Source organism: Streptomyces sp. NPDC058469 (assembly GCF_042721125.1).
GTDB lineage: Bacteria > Actinomycetota > Actinomycetes > Streptomycetales > Streptomycetaceae > Streptomyces.
Window position 1 is genome coordinate 1 of the sequence record NZ_JBHXME010000008.1, and the last position, 14,931, is coordinate 14,931.

Below are 14,931 nucleotides of genomic sequence, written 5' to 3' on the forward strand. Positions count from 1 at the left end.
GTCGTCGACGGAGTCCCCCGCGGCCGTCGGACCCGGGTCGTCCGCGGTGTCGTCGTACAGCTGGCTCCACCAGTCGTCCTCGTGACCGGTCGGCGTTCCCCCCTGCTGGCTCATGCCCCTAATTGTCCACCGCATGGGCCAGTTGGAAACGGGGCGTCCGGAAAATCGGGTGCGCGCCCCTCGTCGAACGGCGTGTCGGATGACGTACCGAACGCCCATCCGACACAGGGCCGCCGGACGGTCCCACCCCCCACGGGAGGACCGCCCGGCGACGACCTGAGTGACCCGGCCCCGGATCCCCTGCGTGGGATCCCCTGCGTGCCGGCGCACGCCATGGGGCCGGGCCACGTTCCTTGTGACCGAATCCCGTTGCGGGTTCGGCCCACCCGGCCCCGAGTGTGACCGGCTTTCCTGAAGTTCCCCTGTGATTCACGCCCGTCGTCCCCACGACCCACCGTGCGCGAACCCGCAGGGCAAGAACGCCCAATACCGGCATTACGGGCGGCGGTTGATGCCCCGGTGGCGCAACCTTGGCAGAGTGACGGGTGGTACGGCGATGATGTGCCGAGGCGGGTTCGCGCCGTGGCTGTTTCCCGCCACCACGGCCGATTCCGCCACCGCACACCCCACGGGGTCATGTCTTCGGGGAGGGACGACGCCTGATGCTGGGAGCGATAGGCCTGGACGAGGCACACGAGTCGGCGTACCGGGCACTGGTGTCCGTCGGCGCCGCGGACGTGCCCGATCTCGCACGACGGCTGACCATCGGGGAGTACGACACCGAGCGCGCCCTGCGCCGCCTGGAACAGCACGGACTCGCGGCCCAGTCCTCGGCCCGCCCCGGCCGCTGGGTCGCCGCCCCGCCCGGGGTCGCCCTGGGCGCGCTGCTCACCCAGCAGCGGCACGAACTGGACAAGGCCGAACTGGCCGCCGCGCTGCTCGCCGAGGAGTACCGGGCCACCGCCGCCGAACCCGCCGTACACGATCTGGTGGAGGTGGTGATCGGCGCAGCGGCCGTCACCCAGCGGTTCCTGCAACTCCAGCTCGGCGCGACCGACGAGGTCTGCGCGCTGGTCACGGGGACCCCGGTCGCCGTCACCGGCATGGAGAACGACGCGGAGGAACAGGCCGCCGGCCGCGGGGTCCGCTACCGGGTCGTCCTCGAACGCGCCGCGCTCGACCTGCCCGACGGCATCACCGAACTCACCGCAGCGCTCGGCCGCGACGAACAGGTGCGGGTGCTGGACAAGGTGCCGACCAAGCTGGTTCTCGCCGACCGGACCCTCGCGATGGTGCCGCTGACCTCGCACACCGCGGAACCCGCCGCGCTCGTCGTACACGCGAGCGGCCTGCTGGAGCTGCTCTGCGGACTCTTCGAGTCGGTCTGGCGGGACGCGCTCCCACTGCGCCTCGGCGCGTCCGGCGCCACCGAGCAGCAGCCGGACGGCCCCGACGGCACGGATCTGGAGGTGCTGTCCCTGCTGCTGGCCGGGCTGACCGACGCCAGCGTCGCGAAACAGCTCGACCTGGGCCTGCGGACGGTCCAGCGCCGGGTGAAGCGGCTGATGGAGCTGACCGGCGTGACGACCCGGCTGCAACTGGGCTGGCACGCCTACGAACGGGGCTGGGTGGCCCGTAGCTGACCTGCGGTTTCACCCGGTATCCCGCAGGCTGGGCAGATGGGAGTGGGTGAACTCCTCCTGGTCGGCGTCGTCATCCTGCTCGGCCTGTGCGGAGTCTTGGTGCCCGGAGTGCCGGGGTCGTGGCTGGTGTGGGCCGCGGTCCTGTGGTGGGCGCTGAAGGACCCGCAGCCGGTGTCCTGGGGCGTCCTCGTGGGCGCCACGGTCGTCCTCTTCCTCTCCCAGGTGGTGCGCTGGGCCCTCCCGGCCCGCCGGCTGCGCGCGAGCGGCGCGACCCCCCGAATGGGCGTGTACGCCGGAGCCGGCGCGCTCCTCGGCTTCGTCCTGATCCCCGTGCTCGGCGCGATCCCCGGCTTCATGGCCGGGATCTACCTCCACGAACGCCTACGGCTGGGCCGGCACGGCGAGGCCATGGCCTCCCTTCGTACCGCGATGCGCTCGGGCGGCTCCAGCGTGCTGACCGAACTGTTCACCTGCCTGCTGATCATGGGGGCGTGGGTCGGCGCGGTGATCTGGGGCTGATTCGGGTCGGGGACTCAGCTGAGCGCGGTGAGGCCGCTGAGGTCGACCGTGTCGGCGAGCGCCCGCATGCCCGCGTCGTTGAAATGCAGGTGGTCGCCGCAGTCGTAAACGGGCCGGATCCGATCCGGCTGCTCCGGGTCACGAACGGCCGCGTCGAAGTCGACCACCCCGTCGAAGGGCCCGCCACCACGAATGAAGACGTTGATCTTCTGCCGTACGGCCTCGCGGGCCGCCGTGAAACCGCCGGCCCCGCCGTACGGCGTGAGGGTCGCGCCGATGACACGGATGCCGTGGGCGTGAGCGCTGGTCACGAGGGTGCGGTAGGCGCTCTCGAAGGCGCCGGGGTCGGTGGCGTTCGGGGTGCCTTTGATGTCGTTGATGCCTTCGAGGACGATCAGCACGCGCACACCCGACCGCGACAGGGCATCCGCGTCGAGACGGGACAGGGCACTCGGACCTACGCCGTCGCGCAACAGGCGGTTGCCGGAGATGCCTGCGTTGAGGACACCGAGGCGGCTGTACGGCGGCAGGGCGCCGAGACGTTCGGCGAGCCGGTCGGGCCAACGGTGGTTGGCGTCACGGGTTGAGCCGTTGCCGTCGGTGAGCGAGTCGCCGAGGGTGACGACACTGCCGGCCGCCGGGGCGTCGAGGACATCGACGCCGGTGACGTAGTACCAGGAGGTGGTGATCGTCGTGTACGCGGAACCGTCGACGTCGGCGGCCCGACTCCCTTGCGGCGCACGGTAGTTGGTCTGTCCGGCCGCGCGGTGGTAGGTCGCCGGGCCGGAGTCGTCGGGCGTGTGGACGGTGACGAGCAGGTCCGCTCTGTCGGGTACGGCGAGCGGGACGAGGTCACTGACCAGGTCCTGGCCCGCCGGGATCGTGACCGTCGGGGCACCCGCGAAGGTGGCGACGCGCATCGAGCCGGGCACGGCGTCCGGACCCGCCTCGCGCAGGGCGACGGTCACCGCGTCGAGACGGAGGGGCGCGGTGCCGAGCCGGTTGGTGAGCCGGACGCGGGTGGCACTTCCGCCGACGCTGAGGTGGACGACGTTGCGCAGGGAGGCGCCGGGCTGGGCCGGCGCGGTTCCGGAGGGGGCGGCTTCCCAGGTGCCGGTCCAGGTGCCGAACGGGTCGGGGGCGAGGGCTTCGGCTGTCGCCGCGCCCTCCCCAACTCCCGCTCCCAGCACGAACACCAGCAGTGCCACGACGACCCGTCCGGCCCCGACCATGCTTGCTCCGCCTCTCCCCACCAGCCACAAGGAGGCGACCGTGACACGCCGGGACGGGCGGACGACGGAGCATCACCGGTGCCGGGCTCCGCGTCCCCTGTCCGGCGTAGGGCGTAGGGCGGAAGGCCTGGGACCGCAGGCCGATGCGCGGGGCGGGCAGGCGTGTTTGGCTGCGCTCATGACCGAATTCACCGAGGCCGAACGCGCGTACCTCACATCGCAGCGGCTGGGACGCCTCGCCACCGTCGACCCGCAGGGCCAGCCGCAGGCGAACCCCGTCGGCTTCTTCCCGCAGGCCGACGGGACGATCCTGGTCGGCGGCTATGCGATGGGTACGACGAAGAAGTGGCGCAACCTGCGGAAGAACCCGAAGGTCGCGCTGGTCGTGGACGACATCGTCAGCGTCAGGCCATGGAAGGTACGCGGCATCGACATCCGCGGCGAGGCCGAACTCCTCGTCGGTCCGCACGAGTTGGGGCCGCACATGAGCGAGGAAGTGATCCGCATCCACCCCCGGCGGATCCACAGCTGGGGCCTGGAGACAGAACCGGAGACGGGAGTGGGCACGGAACCGGGGGCGGACTAGCTCAGCGCAGCGCGTCCTCCAGGGTCAGCAGTTGCACCTTGCGGTCGAGGCCGCCCGCATAACCCGTCATGGACCCGTCGGCGCCGATCACCCGATGGCAGGGGCGGACGACCAGCAACGGGTTGGCGCCGATCGCCCCGCCCACGGCCCGGACGGCGGCCCGGGACGCGCCGATCCGCGCGGCGATCTCGCCGTACGTCGTCGTCGCGCCGTACGGAACGGAGTCGAGGGCGGTCCACACGCGCTCACGGAAGTCGGTGCCGGAGGAGCGGAACTCCAGCTGGAATTCCTTGAGTTCACCGGCGAAGTAGGCGGTGAGCTGTTCGCCCGCGGCGCGGAAGGGGCCGGGGTCCTGCCGCCACTCCGGCCGCACGGTACGGCCGCCCTTCTGACCGGGCACGGAGAGGGAGGTGAGGGCGCCGAACTCGTCGGCGGTGAGGAGGAGTTGGCCCACGGGGCTGTCGAAACTCGTCCAGCGAATACCGTTGGGGGCGGGGCTCGGGTCGGTCATCGGGACTCCAACTCCCCTGCTGTGCACAGGTGTTGTACGTCTTGTACGTGTTGCGCGCATTGGACGTGCTGTACGGCATAGGAACGCCAGGGGCGCCAGGCGTCCGGGATGTCGACGCCGGGCGGCGCCACGTCGGGGTCGCCGAGGGCGCGGGTACGGATGACGGCGACGGTGGCGGCGTCCATGCCGGGCAGCGCGAGCAGGGCTTGCTCCGCGTCGTCCCGGTCGACGCCGGCGTCGAGTCGTACGGTGCCGTCGGCCAGGGCGGTGGCGAGGGCGGCCAGGGGCTCGCCGGATGCTGCCCCGACCAGTGCGGAAGGCTCGGGGAAGAGATGGGTGAGGCCGCCGGACGGGGCGTCCAGCGTCTTGCCGTATCGCCGCACCAGCAGTTCGGCCTCCGCCCGCCCGACCAGCGCCCGTACGGCCAGTTCCTCCGGATCGGCGGCACCCGGTGAGCGCAGGCCGGGTCGGGCGGCGATGAGCGGGGCGAGCCGGGGATCGTCGCCGAGCCGTTCGTCGACGGCGTACGGATCGGCGTCGAGATCGAAGAGCCGTCGTAGCCGCTGGACGGCGGTGGTCAGGTCGCGGTGGTCGGTGAGATGCAGACGGGCGTCGAGCCAGCCGCCGGGGTGGGCGGGAGACGCGGCTTTGAGGGCGCCGGGACGTTCGTCGACGGCGACGATTCCGGTGCCGTAGGGAAGGCGGAGGGTGCGGCGGTAGGTACGGCGGCCGGTGGTGCCGGTGATCTCCTCGATGCCCGGGACGGCCTCGCGTGCGAGGAGGTCGAAGACGGCGGCGGACTGGTACGGGCCCCGGTAGGCGAGCCGCAACGGGATTCCGGCGGACGGTCCGGCCCCGTTCGCCGGCCCCTTGGGCGCGTTGATCGTCCGCAGCTCGCTCGGGGTCGACGCGTACACGGCGCGGATCGTGTCGTTGAACTGCCTCACGCTGGCGAACCCGGACGCGAAAGCGATCTCCGTGATCGGCAGGTTGGTGGTCTGCACGAGCACGCGTGCGGTGTGCGCCCGCTGGGCCCGGGCGAGGGCGACCGGCCCGGCGCCGAGTTCGGCGGTGAGCTGCCGCTGGACCTGCCGTGCGCTGTATCCCAGCCGTACGGCGAGCCCGGCGACGCCCTCGCGGTCCACGACGCCGTCGCCGATCAGCCGCATGGCCCGGCCCACGACATCGGCGCGCGCGTTCCACTCGGCCGACCCCGGCACGGCGTCCGGACGGCACCGCCGGCAGGCCCGGAACCCCGAGCCCTGCGCGGCGGCGGCCGTCGCGAAGAACCGCACGTTGCGCCGCTTCGGCGTCACGGCCGGACAACTGGGCCGGCAGTAGATCCCGGTCGTGGCGACCCCGAAGAAGAACTCCCCGTCGAACCGGGCATCCCGGCTCCGCACGGCTTCGTACCTGGTGTCTTCGTCCATCACGCTGTCCAGTCTCCGCCATCCCCGGGGGTGGGGCTGGCGGAAATCGGACGGGGCGTTCGGTCGCGAGGGCCACGAGGTGCCGGCGGTCGTCCTCGACACCATCACAGCTGGTCGCGCCATTTCCGGGCGCCGGCGTCACCGGCCCGATCAGGCCCAGCGCCCCCGCTTCGCCTCCATCGCCGCCTTCCCCTCCGCCCCCTTCCGCTTCCAGTCGCGTCGCAGTTCGGCACGGGCCCGGGCGTCCGTCTTGGCGACGATCCACTGGTTCTCGCGCATGAGCTTGCGGTAGCTGTCGAGCCGGCGTTCGGGGAGTTCGCCGGAGTCGAGGGCGGCGAGCACCGCGCAGCCCGGTTCGGCGGTGTGGGCGCAGTCGTGGAAGCGGCACCGTCCCGCCAGTTCCTCGATCTCGGCGAAGACCTGCCCGACCCCGGTCTGCGCGTCCCACAGCCCGACGCCGCGCAGTCCGGGCGTGTCGATCAGTACCCCGCCGCCGGGCAGGGCGAGCAGGTTGCGCGTGGTGGTCGTATGCCGGCCCTTGCCGTCGACGTCACGCGTCGCCTGGACGTCCATCACATCCTCGCCGATCAGCGCGTTCGCGAGCGTCGACTTGCCCGCACCGGACTGCCCGATCAGCACGGACGTACCGCCGGCGGCGACCGCGGCAAGCACGTCGATCCCGTCCCCGGTGGCAGCGCTGACGCTCAGCACCGGCACACCCGGCGCCGTCGTCTCCACGTCCTGGACGAGATACGACAGCGTCGTGACGTCCGGCACGAGGTCGGCCTTGGTCAGCACAACCACGGGCCGGGCACCGGACTCCCACGCGAGCGCGAGAAACCGTTCGATACGGCCGAGGTCGAGTTCCCCGGTCAGCGGTACGGCGACGATCGCGTGGTCGACGTTGGCCGCGAGGATCTGCCCCTCGGACCGCTTGGAGGAGGTGGAGCGCACGAAGGCGGTACGACGGGGCAGGAGTGTCCGGACGTAGCGCGGGTTGCTGCCTTCGGGGTCTACGGCGACCCAGTCGCCCGTGCACACGACCTTCATCGGGTCACGGGGGACGACGAACTCGGTGTCGGCACGGACGGTGCCGGCCGGGGTGATGACGTCGCACAGGCCGCGGTCGACCCGTACGACACGGCCGGGCAGGAGACCCTGCTCGGCAAACGGGGTGAACTCCGCTTCCCAGTCCGCATCCCAGCCGTAGACGGCAAGAAGGTGCGAGGAAACCGAAGCAGAAGAGAAAGACAAGGGGTGACCCTTCACAAGGGTGGCCCCGGCACCGCGCACACAGACGCGGAAAGAGCAGAGAGGTCAGCCGGAGGCCACGGGAGTGGACTTGATGAACTTCCGGATGCGGGCAACGCCCAACACAGAGACAGCCATCGGTCACACCTCCCACAGCACAAGCCAAGTCACCCGCGGCAACGCGCGGTTGCCGCTCGAACATCACCGACCCTAGAAGGTGCACGGGCCAGGACGCCACCGAATTACCGCGCACCCATGACCCAACACGGTCACGTCTTCCCGGAGACCCTGGCGGCCTGCGTCCATGCCACCGAACCGTCACGGTCAGCACACCAGCGGACGTGACCAAGATCCGGGCAATCCGTCCAATGATGGTGCGTGGGGAGCCGATCCACTGCGTGCCGGGGGTAGGGGTGAACACCGTGGGCGACACCACCGCCCGCTACGGCTGGCTCGGCGGCAAGCAACACCCCGGCCGGAAGCGCCACGTTCGTTGCTGGCAAGGGCTTCCGCTCCGCAGGCGAGTTCTGGAAGGGCCGCAAGACGGCCCGGTACGCCAAGGGCGCTCGCGGCCGTGGCAGGTACAACAAGCGGATGCTCAGCAGAGCTGCCAAGGCGAACGGTTGCGTCCATGGAGATGGTGTACGGGTTCGGTCCTCCTGGGCGGCGGCACTGCGCCGTGCGGACCGCGGCTGACGCGGTGTTGTTGCGTCCCCGTTAAAAGATCGTTTCAGCTCCGGAATCCCCGAAAGGCGGCCCTACAGTCTCACTGGTCAGACCAAGTTACCAATGGGCACGACGGAGGAAAGGGGCGAGGGCGCCAGATGCGTAAAGAGAGCCAGACCCACAGCAAGAGGCTGACGGCGGTGGTTGGCTGTGTTGCAGTCACCGTTCTGGCGGCAGGCTGCAGTAGCGGCAACGGGACTTCGGCGGCGGCGCCTACGAGCGCGGTGCCGGTGAAGGTGGACGCCAAGGCCGCCGCGCTGCTTCCCGGCTCGACGAAGTCCATCACCGTCGGCGTCGATCCGACCATCGGCCAGCCATGGGTCTTCCAGGAGGACGGGGGCAGCGCCCCGACCGGGGTGAACGTCGAGCTGGCGAACGTGATCGGCGGCGCTCTCGGTGTCACGGTGACGTTCCGGAACACGTCGTTCGCCGGCCTCATCCCGGGCCTTCAGGCGAAGCGTTACGACATGTCCTCCGCTCCCATGCTCGACACAACCGAGCGGGAGAAGACGGTCGATCTCGTCAACTACCTGCACGGCGGTTCCGCGTTCCTGGTCTCGTCGTCCGACACCAAGCACACCGATCTGTCGCTGACCAAGCTGTGCGGCCTGACCGCGGGAGCGATCCAGGGCTCGGCGGAGGCGCTCGCACTGCAGACGCAGTCGGCCGCGTGTACCAAGGCCGGCAAGTCGGCGGTTGACGTGAAGCAGTACCAGGAAGGGGCGAACGGTGTCCTGGCCGTCACGAGCAGGCGCATCGTGGTCTTCGACGCCCCGGTGGCCCAGGTGAACTACATGGCGAAGAACAACCCCCAGCTCAAGCGCAGCGGCCAGGCCTACAACGCCGGGCTGTCCTCGCTGGCGCTGGCCAAGGGCAGCACGCTGACGAAGGCCGTCGAGGCCGGTCTCGACTCGGTGATCCAGTCCGGCGCCTACCACCGAATACTCGCGAAGTACGGACTCACGTCGCTGGCTGTGAAGCAGGCGACCCTCAACGCGGGAAGCGGCTGATGGCCCGGGTCGCCGCCGTCGCCACCGGGCATCCGGACCGCGCCGGCCACGAAGAGGAGACCGTCGTCCCGCTCCGGCATCCTCAGCGCTGGGCAGCCGCTGCGGCGGTCCTGGTGCTGGTCGCCATGCTGCTCCACACGCTGGTCACCAACGAGGGTTACCAGTGGGGCGTCGTGGCCGACTACCTCACCTCGGGATCGGTACTCGCCGGCCTCGGGCGCACGGTGGAGATCACCGCCATCGCCATGACACTGGGAACCGTCCTCGGCGCCCTGCTCGCTCTGATGCGGATCTCCACGAACCCCGTGCTGCGGGCCTCCAGCAGTGGCTACGTGTGGTTCTTCCGGGGTACCCCGCTCCTGGCACAACTGGTCTTCTTCTACAACATCGCCGCGTTGTACCCGCGCCTGTCCCTGGGTATCCCCTTCGGCCCGGAGTTCGTGTCCGGAAACGTCAACGGCGTACTGACGCCGTTCGTGGTCGCGGTGGTCACCTTCGCCCTCAACGAGGCGGCGTACATGTGCGAGATCATCCGCGCCGGGATCCTGTCGGTGGACAAGGGACAGACAGAAGCGGCGCTCGCACTGGGCATGCGCCCCTCGCGCGTCGCCCGCCGTGTGGTCCTGCCGCAGGCGATGCGCGTCATCCTGCCGCCGACGGCGAACCAGCTCACCTCCATGCTGAAGGCCACCTCCCTGGTCAGCGTGATCTCGTTTCCCGACCTTCTCTACTCGGTGCAGGTCATATACACCCGTAATTTCCAGACCATCCCCCTGCTGATCGTCGCCTGCGCCTGGTATCTGACCGTGACGACGTTCCTGACGGCCGGTCAGTACTTCGTCGAGCGGCACTTCTCACAGGGATTCACCGGAGGAGGGAAACCGTGACGACACCGATCGTGGAAGCCGTGAACGTGCGGAAGCGGTTCGGGAGCCTGGAGGTGCTCAAGGGCATCAGCCTGACCGTGCGCCGGGGAGAGGTGCTGTGCATCCTGGGGCCGTCGGGTTCCGGCAAGAGCACCTTCCTGAGGTGCGTCAACCACCTGGAGCGCGTCGACTCCGGCAAGCTGTTCGTCAACGGCGAGCTGATGGGCTACCGCCGGGTGGGAGCGAAGATCCACGAACAGAAGACCTCGGACACCTGCGCCCAGCGCCGGCACGTCGGCATGGTCTTCCAGCAGTTCAACCTCTTCCCGCATATGACGGTGCTCCAGAACATCATCGAAGCCCCCATGGGAGTGCTGCGGATCCCCCGCGAGCAGGCTGTGGGCACCGCCCGGGCACTGCTCGACCGCGTCGGTCTGGCCGACAAGGCCGACAGCTACCCCCGGCAGCTCTCCGGCGGCCAGCAGCAGCGCGTCGCCATCGCACGGGCGCTGGCCATGCAGCCGGAGATCGTACTGTTCGACGAGCCCACCTCGGCGCTCGACCCGGAGCTGGTGGGTGACGTGCTCGCGGTCATGAAGGATCTCGCCCGTGACGGGATGACGATGATCGTCGTGACCCACGAGATCGGCTTCGCACGCGAGGTCGCCGACACGGTCGTCTTCATGGACCAGGGGCAGGTCTGCGAGGCCGGAGACGCCCGCGAGCTGCTGGACAACCCCTCCCACCCGCGAACCCGCGAGTTCCTGACGGCGGTTCTGTAGCTCGCGCCGAACCGACGCCGAACCGAGAAAACCCACGAAGAACGGTTGCCATGAGTACCGACATCACCGAACTGCTGAGCCCGTACGAGGTGGGGACCTTCTGCGGCCTGCCCCGGCTCACGCCCGGAAGCGTGCCCAAGGCGGCGCTGCTCGGGATCCCTTTCGACATGGGCCTCAACGCCTCCCGCATCGGATGCCGCCAGGGACCGGACCACATCCGCCGGTCCGCCCTCCCCGACCGGCGTTTCCTGTTCCACTCCGAACGCGACTTCATCTCCGCACTCGACGTGATGGACCAGGGCAATCTCGCGCTGGTGCCCGGAGACGTCGAGCAGGCGATGGAACGGATCGAGCGGGCCACCGGCGCCCTCCTTGCAGCGGGTACGGTCCCGATCACCATGGGTGGCGACGGCTCCGTCACACTTCCCCAACTCCGCGCCGCCCACCGGAGGTTCGGGACACTCGCGGTCATCCACTGCGATGCGCACAGCGACGCGTGGGACGTGGAGGGCGCGGGCCGCTACACCACCACGACGACCTTCCTGCGGGCCCACGAAGAGGGACTCGTCGACCCCGAGCTGACGTTCCACGTCGGAGTCCGCGGCACGCTGTCCTCTCTCGGCGGGACGCACGCCAGGGTCAGCCCGCTCGGCCACCGCATCATCACCATGGACGACTTCGCCGCCCAGGGCTCCGCCTCCGTCGCCGCCACGATCGCCGCATCCCTCGGCGACCGCCCGGTCTATGTCTGCTGGGACATGGACTTCTTCGACCCGTCCGCCGCGCCCGGAGTCGCGATCCCGGAGTGGGGCGGGCCGACCGCGCGGGAAGGCCTCGACTTCCTCCGCGCCTTCGCCGGCCTCAACGCGGTGGCCCTGGACGTCAATACCGTCAGCCCTCCCCACGACGTGCAGGGGCTCACCGGTAACCTCGCCGTCCGGGTGATCCTGGAATTCCTCGACATCCTCGCCGCCCGCCGTGACGTCACCGCGTCATGAGCCGACCGGGCCAACCGACCACAGGAGGAGCCTTGGACGGGTTCGACGCGTTCGTACGCCGGTCGCTGAACGTGAGCCAGGAGATCGTCGCCCACATCGAGACGCTGATCAGCGACGGCTCCCTGGAGCCGGGCGCCAAGCTCCCGCCCGAGCGTGAGCTGGCGCAGGTTCTGAACGTCTCGCGGGTGTCACTGCGTGAGGCGATGCACGAACTGGAAGTCAAGAGAGTGGTCGAGCGCAAGCCGGGCCGGGGCACCATCCTGCTGGAGGTGCCGTCCCACGCGCAGGCGCTGTACGACGAGATGCCGGAGTCCGACCGGACGCTGCGCGACGTCGCGGAGCTGCGCGAGACGATCGAGCCGAAGTTCGCACAGCTCGCCGCCGAACGCGCGACGAGGGCGACCATCCACGCCCTTGAGCAGGTGCTGGAGAAGAGCGGCCGCGAGTTGTCCCAGGAGGAGTCGCTGAAGGCCGACATCAGCTTCCACATGCTGCTGGCCCAGGCCTCCCAGAACCCGTTGATGGTGGCCCTCAACACCCTGGCCAACACCTGGACGGAATCCGTGCGTTCCTTCTCGCACGAGACCTCCGAGGCCCGCCGGGCCTCCCATGAGGGACACCAGCTGATCTTCGACGCGGTACAGAACGGCGACGGCGCGGCGGCACGGGACGCGATGCTCGCGCACCTCACCGACGTCGCCGAGCTGACAAAGCGGAGCTACCCGTCGTTCTGAACCGAGAGTCCATGAGCAGCCCTGATTCCGGAGGAACAATGACCGGCGCAACGCGCCAGCACCTCAGTGCCTCGGTGTCGACAACGCTGTGGGGCCGCCTGCCCTGCGCCGACGACACAGCGGTCCTCACCGTCGACCCGGGCGAACAGGTCTCCGTCGACACCGTCAGCCACGAGGGCATCATGGAGGACCAGGGCCGCGACCCGGTCGCCTTCTTCGGCAGCCACGGCGTCCCCCGCGAAGACGTCCTGGCCGACACCGTCGCCATCGCCTCCGGCGCCCACCGCACCCCCGTCGACGGGCCGCACATCGTCACCGGGCCGATCGAGGTCCGCGGCGCGGCGGTCGGCGACTACCTCGCCGTACGGGTGGACGAGCTGGTCCCGCGCACCTCCTACGGCGTGATCTCCAGCCGACATGCCAAAGGACTGCTGCCCAGCAGATTCCCTGCCGACGGCAAGCTGACCAGCATCTTCTGCTCGGTCCTCGGCGCGGCCGACGGGCTGGCCACCGCGCAGGCCGCCCTGCCACTCACCACCGGGTCCGCCGACCGCAGGGTGCGCTTCCCGATCGCGCCGTTTCTCGGCCTGATGGGCGTGGCCACCCCCGGTTCCAGCAGGCTGCACTCCACCCCGCCCGGCGAACACGGCGGGAACATCGACATCTCGCTGCTGCGCGAGGGCAGCACCCTGTACCTCCCCGTCCAGATACCCGGCGCCGGCTTCTACATCGGCGACCCGCACTTCGCGCAGGGCAACGGCGAGATCTCGCTGACCGCGCTGGAGGCACCGCTGCGCGCCACACTCACGATCGACGTCATCCCCCGGCAGCGGGCCATCGAATTGTTCGGCGATGCCCGCGGCCCGGTGGCACGGACCCCGGACTATCTCGTGCCGACCGGTCTGGACACCGACCTCGACGAGGCGGTAGCCAAGTGCGCCCGCAACGCACTGCACCTCCTCAAGGCGTCCTTCGGCATGGACCACGAGCTGGCGTACGCCTACCTCAGCGCGGCGACCGACTTCGACATCTCCCAGGTCGTCGACGTGGTCAAGGGCGTGCACGCCCGGATAAGGCTCGCCGATTTCGCACTGGTGGAAGGCCACGCCTGGCGCTGAGCGAGCAGGCCCGGGACCGACTCCGCGTCGGGCTCCCCTCACCGGCCCCCGGCGCCGGGCGTCGAGCCGGAGCGTGCGAGCCCACGGCAGGCCGGAGCGTCCAGAGGCCGCCGCACCGCGAGCAATGTGCCCACCACGTGCGGTACCGGCGACCTACCCCCCTGCGGAATGCCGGACAAGGCCGGCACCGCTGACGACTACAACGTGTTGGGCATGTCCTGGTCCGGCAACGTCGCACTGGACGTGTGCGCTCGTGTGTCAAGGGGAACCGAGGCAGAGGGCGGGGCTGAAGCCGAAACACAACCATCCTTCAAAGCTGCACAGTTGTGCCGCTCTCCCACGCGAGCGCGAGAAACCGTTCGATACGGCCGAGGTCGAGTTCCCCGGTCAGCGGTACGGCGACGATCGCGTGGTCGACGTTGGCCGCGAGGATCTGCCCCTCGGACCGCTTGGAGGAGGTGGAGCGCACGAAGGCGGTACGACGGGGCAGGAGTGTCCGGACGTAGCGCGGATTGCTGCCTTCGGGGTCTACGGCGACCCAGTCGCCCGTGCACACGACGCGCAGTGGGTCGTTCGGGGTGACGAACGCGGTGTCGGCGCGCAGCGTCCCGTCGGCGGTGACGACGTCGCACTGCCCCCGGTCGACCCGGACGACCCGGCCGGCCAGCAGTCCTTCGGCGTCGTGGCGGGCGAACTCGTCCGCCCACGCGTCGTCCCAGCCGTAGCGGGCGAGCGCGTGAAAAGCAGAGGTGGAAGTCAAGGGAGACCCTTCACAAGGGCGGCCCCGGCGCGCGCACTCGGGCGCGGTGGAAGAGGAAGGTCAGCCGGTGGCCACGGAGGTGGACTTGATGCACTTCTGAATGCGGGCAGCGCCCATCACAGAGACAGCCATCGGTCACACCTCCCACAACATGCTCACATCACCCACGGCGACCCCTGGTCGCCGCTCCAACGGGGCCGACACTAGAAGGTGCGCGGGACGCGACGCCACCGAATTAACGCGCGCCCATGGCGAGCACCCCGGCGGACAGGTCAGCCGGAACCCCGGTATTCCTCGCGGTTCCCGTACAACCCGGCACGCGTCCGGCACGAGCTCTTCGTCCCACCCGACACCTACCAGTCGATCTCGGCCAGCAGGAAGGGCTCGTTCTCAGGAGCCTCCTTGCGGGCTCGTAGGGCCCGCTCGGCGGGTGCGCCGACCGGTGCGCGCAACGGAGGTTCGGGGTGTTCGATGGTGAAGGCGGCCACCTCCGGCACCACCACCCCGACCGCATCAGCCACGCCGTCCACATCGGCCACCCCGACCGCGCCCTCCACATCGCCCACGGCAACGACCACCCCGGCCACCACCACGACATCCTCCGGAACAATCTCCGGGACAACCTCCGGAACGCCCACGCAACTGGCCAAGACCGGGAGCAGCGGAATCTCGGCGGCCTCCGTGGCCGCGTCGGCCCTCATCACGGCCGGAGCGGGCACGCTGTGCTTCATCGCACTGCGCCGCCGCACCCGGGTCTGACACAGG

The 14,931-nt window shown here is 70.1% G+C and carries 14 protein-coding genes and 1 pseudogene; 9 read left to right on the forward strand and 6 right to left on the reverse strand.

Annotated features, from left to right (window positions below):
* Positions 1–662: 662 nt before the first annotated feature.
* Both ACFWP5_RS06865 and ACFWP5_RS06870 read left to right on the forward strand, forming a co-directional pair.
* The gene (locus ACFWP5_RS06865) at positions 663–1,643 is read left to right on the forward strand and encodes a helix-turn-helix domain-containing protein (RefSeq protein WP_384151380.1); all 981 of its coding nucleotides are present in this window, start codon (positions 663–665) and stop codon (positions 1,641–1,643) included.
* Positions 1,644–1,679: 36 nt separating this feature from the next.
* Positions 1,680–2,162 carry a DUF456 domain-containing protein gene (locus ACFWP5_RS06870; protein WP_384151383.1) on the forward strand — a complete coding sequence of 161 codons (483 nt, stop codon included), beginning with the start codon at positions 1,680–1,682 and terminating at the stop codon, positions 2,160–2,162.
* A 14-nt stretch (positions 2,163–2,176) separates the two neighbouring features.
* Here ACFWP5_RS06870 and ACFWP5_RS06875 read toward each other — a convergent pair whose 3' ends face one another.
* Positions 2,177–3,394, reverse strand: a complete 1,218-nt coding sequence (locus ACFWP5_RS06875; RefSeq protein WP_384151386.1) for an SGNH/GDSL hydrolase family protein — start codon at positions 3,392–3,394, stop codon at positions 2,177–2,179.
* Positions 3,395–3,572: 178 nt separating this feature from the next.
* On the opposite strand from ACFWP5_RS06875, the gene ACFWP5_RS06880 reads away from it, so the two are divergent.
* Positions 3,573–3,980 (forward strand): PPOX class F420-dependent oxidoreductase, encoded by a 408-nt coding sequence (locus tag ACFWP5_RS06880; protein ID WP_384151389.1) that lies wholly within the window; start codon positions 3,573–3,575, stop codon positions 3,978–3,980.
* Position 3,981: 1 nt separating this feature from the next.
* Here the strand turns inward: ACFWP5_RS06880 and ACFWP5_RS06885 are convergent, their stop codons facing one another.
* The 3 genes from ACFWP5_RS06885 to rsgA all read right to left on the reverse strand — a co-directional run bounded on the left by ACFWP5_RS06885 (position 3,982) and on the right by rsgA (position 7,175).
* Positions 3,982–4,491, reverse strand: a complete 510-nt coding sequence (locus ACFWP5_RS06885) for a methylated-DNA--[protein]-cysteine S-methyltransferase (RefSeq protein WP_384151392.1) — start codon at positions 4,489–4,491, stop codon at positions 3,982–3,984.
* Positions 4,488–5,921 (reverse strand): DNA-3-methyladenine glycosylase 2 family protein, encoded by a 1,434-nt coding sequence (locus ACFWP5_RS06890; RefSeq protein WP_384151705.1) that lies wholly within the window; start codon positions 5,919–5,921, stop codon positions 4,488–4,490. Before ACFWP5_RS06890 ends, ACFWP5_RS06885 begins: the two co-directional genes overlap by 4 nt.
* A gap of 150 nt (positions 5,922–6,071) precedes the next feature.
* On the reverse strand, positions 6,072–7,175 hold the full coding sequence (rsgA, locus tag ACFWP5_RS06895; RefSeq protein ID WP_384151395.1) for a ribosome small subunit-dependent GTPase A: 1,104 nt from the start codon (positions 7,173–7,175) through the stop codon (positions 6,072–6,074).
* An 821-nt stretch (positions 7,176–7,996) separates the two neighbouring features.
* Between rsgA and ACFWP5_RS06900 the strand changes: the two genes are divergently transcribed.
* Genes ACFWP5_RS06900 through ACFWP5_RS06925 form a run of 6 tightly spaced genes read left to right on the forward strand, consistent with a single transcriptional unit; the run spans position 7,997 to position 13,406 of the window.
* Positions 7,997–8,908 (forward strand): transporter substrate-binding domain-containing protein, encoded by a 912-nt coding sequence (locus tag ACFWP5_RS06900; RefSeq protein ID WP_384151398.1) that lies wholly within the window; start codon positions 7,997–7,999, stop codon positions 8,906–8,908.
* On the forward strand, positions 8,908–9,795 hold the full coding sequence (locus ACFWP5_RS06905) for an amino acid ABC transporter permease (RefSeq protein WP_384151401.1): 888 nt from the start codon (positions 8,908–8,910) through the stop codon (positions 9,793–9,795). The genes ACFWP5_RS06900 and ACFWP5_RS06905 overlap by 1 nt, the downstream gene beginning before the upstream one ends.
* Positions 9,792–10,556, forward strand: a complete 765-nt coding sequence (locus tag ACFWP5_RS06910; protein ID WP_384151404.1) for an amino acid ABC transporter ATP-binding protein — start codon at positions 9,792–9,794, stop codon at positions 10,554–10,556. Before ACFWP5_RS06905 ends, ACFWP5_RS06910 begins: the two co-directional genes overlap by 4 nt.
* A 50-nt stretch (positions 10,557–10,606) precedes the next feature.
* Complete coding sequence (locus ACFWP5_RS06915; RefSeq protein ID WP_384151407.1) at positions 10,607–11,554, forward strand: arginase family protein; 948 nt, start codon at positions 10,607–10,609, stop codon at positions 11,552–11,554.
* Positions 11,555–11,586: 32 nt separating this feature from the next.
* Positions 11,587–12,288, forward strand: coding sequence for a FadR/GntR family transcriptional regulator (locus ACFWP5_RS06920; RefSeq protein WP_384151410.1), 702 nt, complete (start codon positions 11,587–11,589; stop codon positions 12,286–12,288).
* 38 nt (positions 12,289–12,326) lie between these two features.
* Complete coding sequence (locus ACFWP5_RS06925) at positions 12,327–13,406, forward strand: acetamidase/formamidase family protein (protein ID WP_384151413.1); 1,080 nt, start codon at positions 12,327–12,329, stop codon at positions 13,404–13,406.
* A 328-nt stretch (positions 13,407–13,734) separates the two neighbouring features.
* Here the strand turns inward: ACFWP5_RS06925 and ACFWP5_RS06930 are convergent.
* Positions 13,735–14,166, reverse strand: a pseudogene (locus tag ACFWP5_RS06930) (GTPase RsgA); the annotation flags it as partial.
* Positions 14,167–14,519: 353 nt separating this feature from the next.
* Complete coding sequence (locus ACFWP5_RS06935; RefSeq protein WP_384151416.1) at positions 14,520–14,897, reverse strand: hypothetical protein; 378 nt, start codon at positions 14,895–14,897, stop codon at positions 14,520–14,522.
* Positions 14,898–14,931: the final 34 nt, after the last annotated feature.

Bases quoted from the DNA above. Each gene is read 5' to 3' on its own strand.
- ACFWP5_RS06865 (WP_384151380.1), top strand. From the start codon at position 663: ATGCTGGGAGCGATAGGCCTGGACGAGGCACACGAGTCGGCGTACCGG.
- ACFWP5_RS06870 (WP_384151383.1), top strand. From the start codon at position 1,680: ATGGGAGTGGGTGAACTCCTCCTGGTCGGCGTCGTCATCCTGCTCGGC.
- ACFWP5_RS06875 (WP_384151386.1), bottom strand. From the start codon at position 3,394: ATGGTCGGGGCCGGACGGGTCGTCGTGGCACTGCTGGTGTTCGTGCTG.
- ACFWP5_RS06880 (WP_384151389.1), top strand. From the start codon at position 3,573: ATGACCGAATTCACCGAGGCCGAACGCGCGTACCTCACATCGCAGCGG.
- ACFWP5_RS06885 (WP_384151392.1), bottom strand. From the start codon at position 4,491: ATGACCGACCCGAGCCCCGCCCCCAACGGTATTCGCTGGACGAGTTTC.
- ACFWP5_RS06890 (WP_384151705.1), bottom strand. From the start codon at position 5,921: ATGGACGAAGACACCAGGTACGAAGCCGTGCGGAGCCGGGATGCCCGG.
- ACFWP5_RS06900 (WP_384151398.1), top strand. From the start codon at position 7,997: ATGCGTAAAGAGAGCCAGACCCACAGCAAGAGGCTGACGGCGGTGGTT.
- ACFWP5_RS06905 (WP_384151401.1), top strand. From the start codon at position 8,908: ATGGCCCGGGTCGCCGCCGTCGCCACCGGGCATCCGGACCGCGCCGGC.
- ACFWP5_RS06915 (WP_384151407.1), top strand. From the start codon at position 10,607: ATGAGTACCGACATCACCGAACTGCTGAGCCCGTACGAGGTGGGGACC.
- ACFWP5_RS06925 (WP_384151413.1), top strand. From the start codon at position 12,327: ATGACCGGCGCAACGCGCCAGCACCTCAGTGCCTCGGTGTCGACAACG.
- ACFWP5_RS06935 (WP_384151416.1), bottom strand. From the start codon at position 14,897: ATGAAGCACAGCGTGCCCGCTCCGGCCGTGATGAGGGCCGACGCGGCC.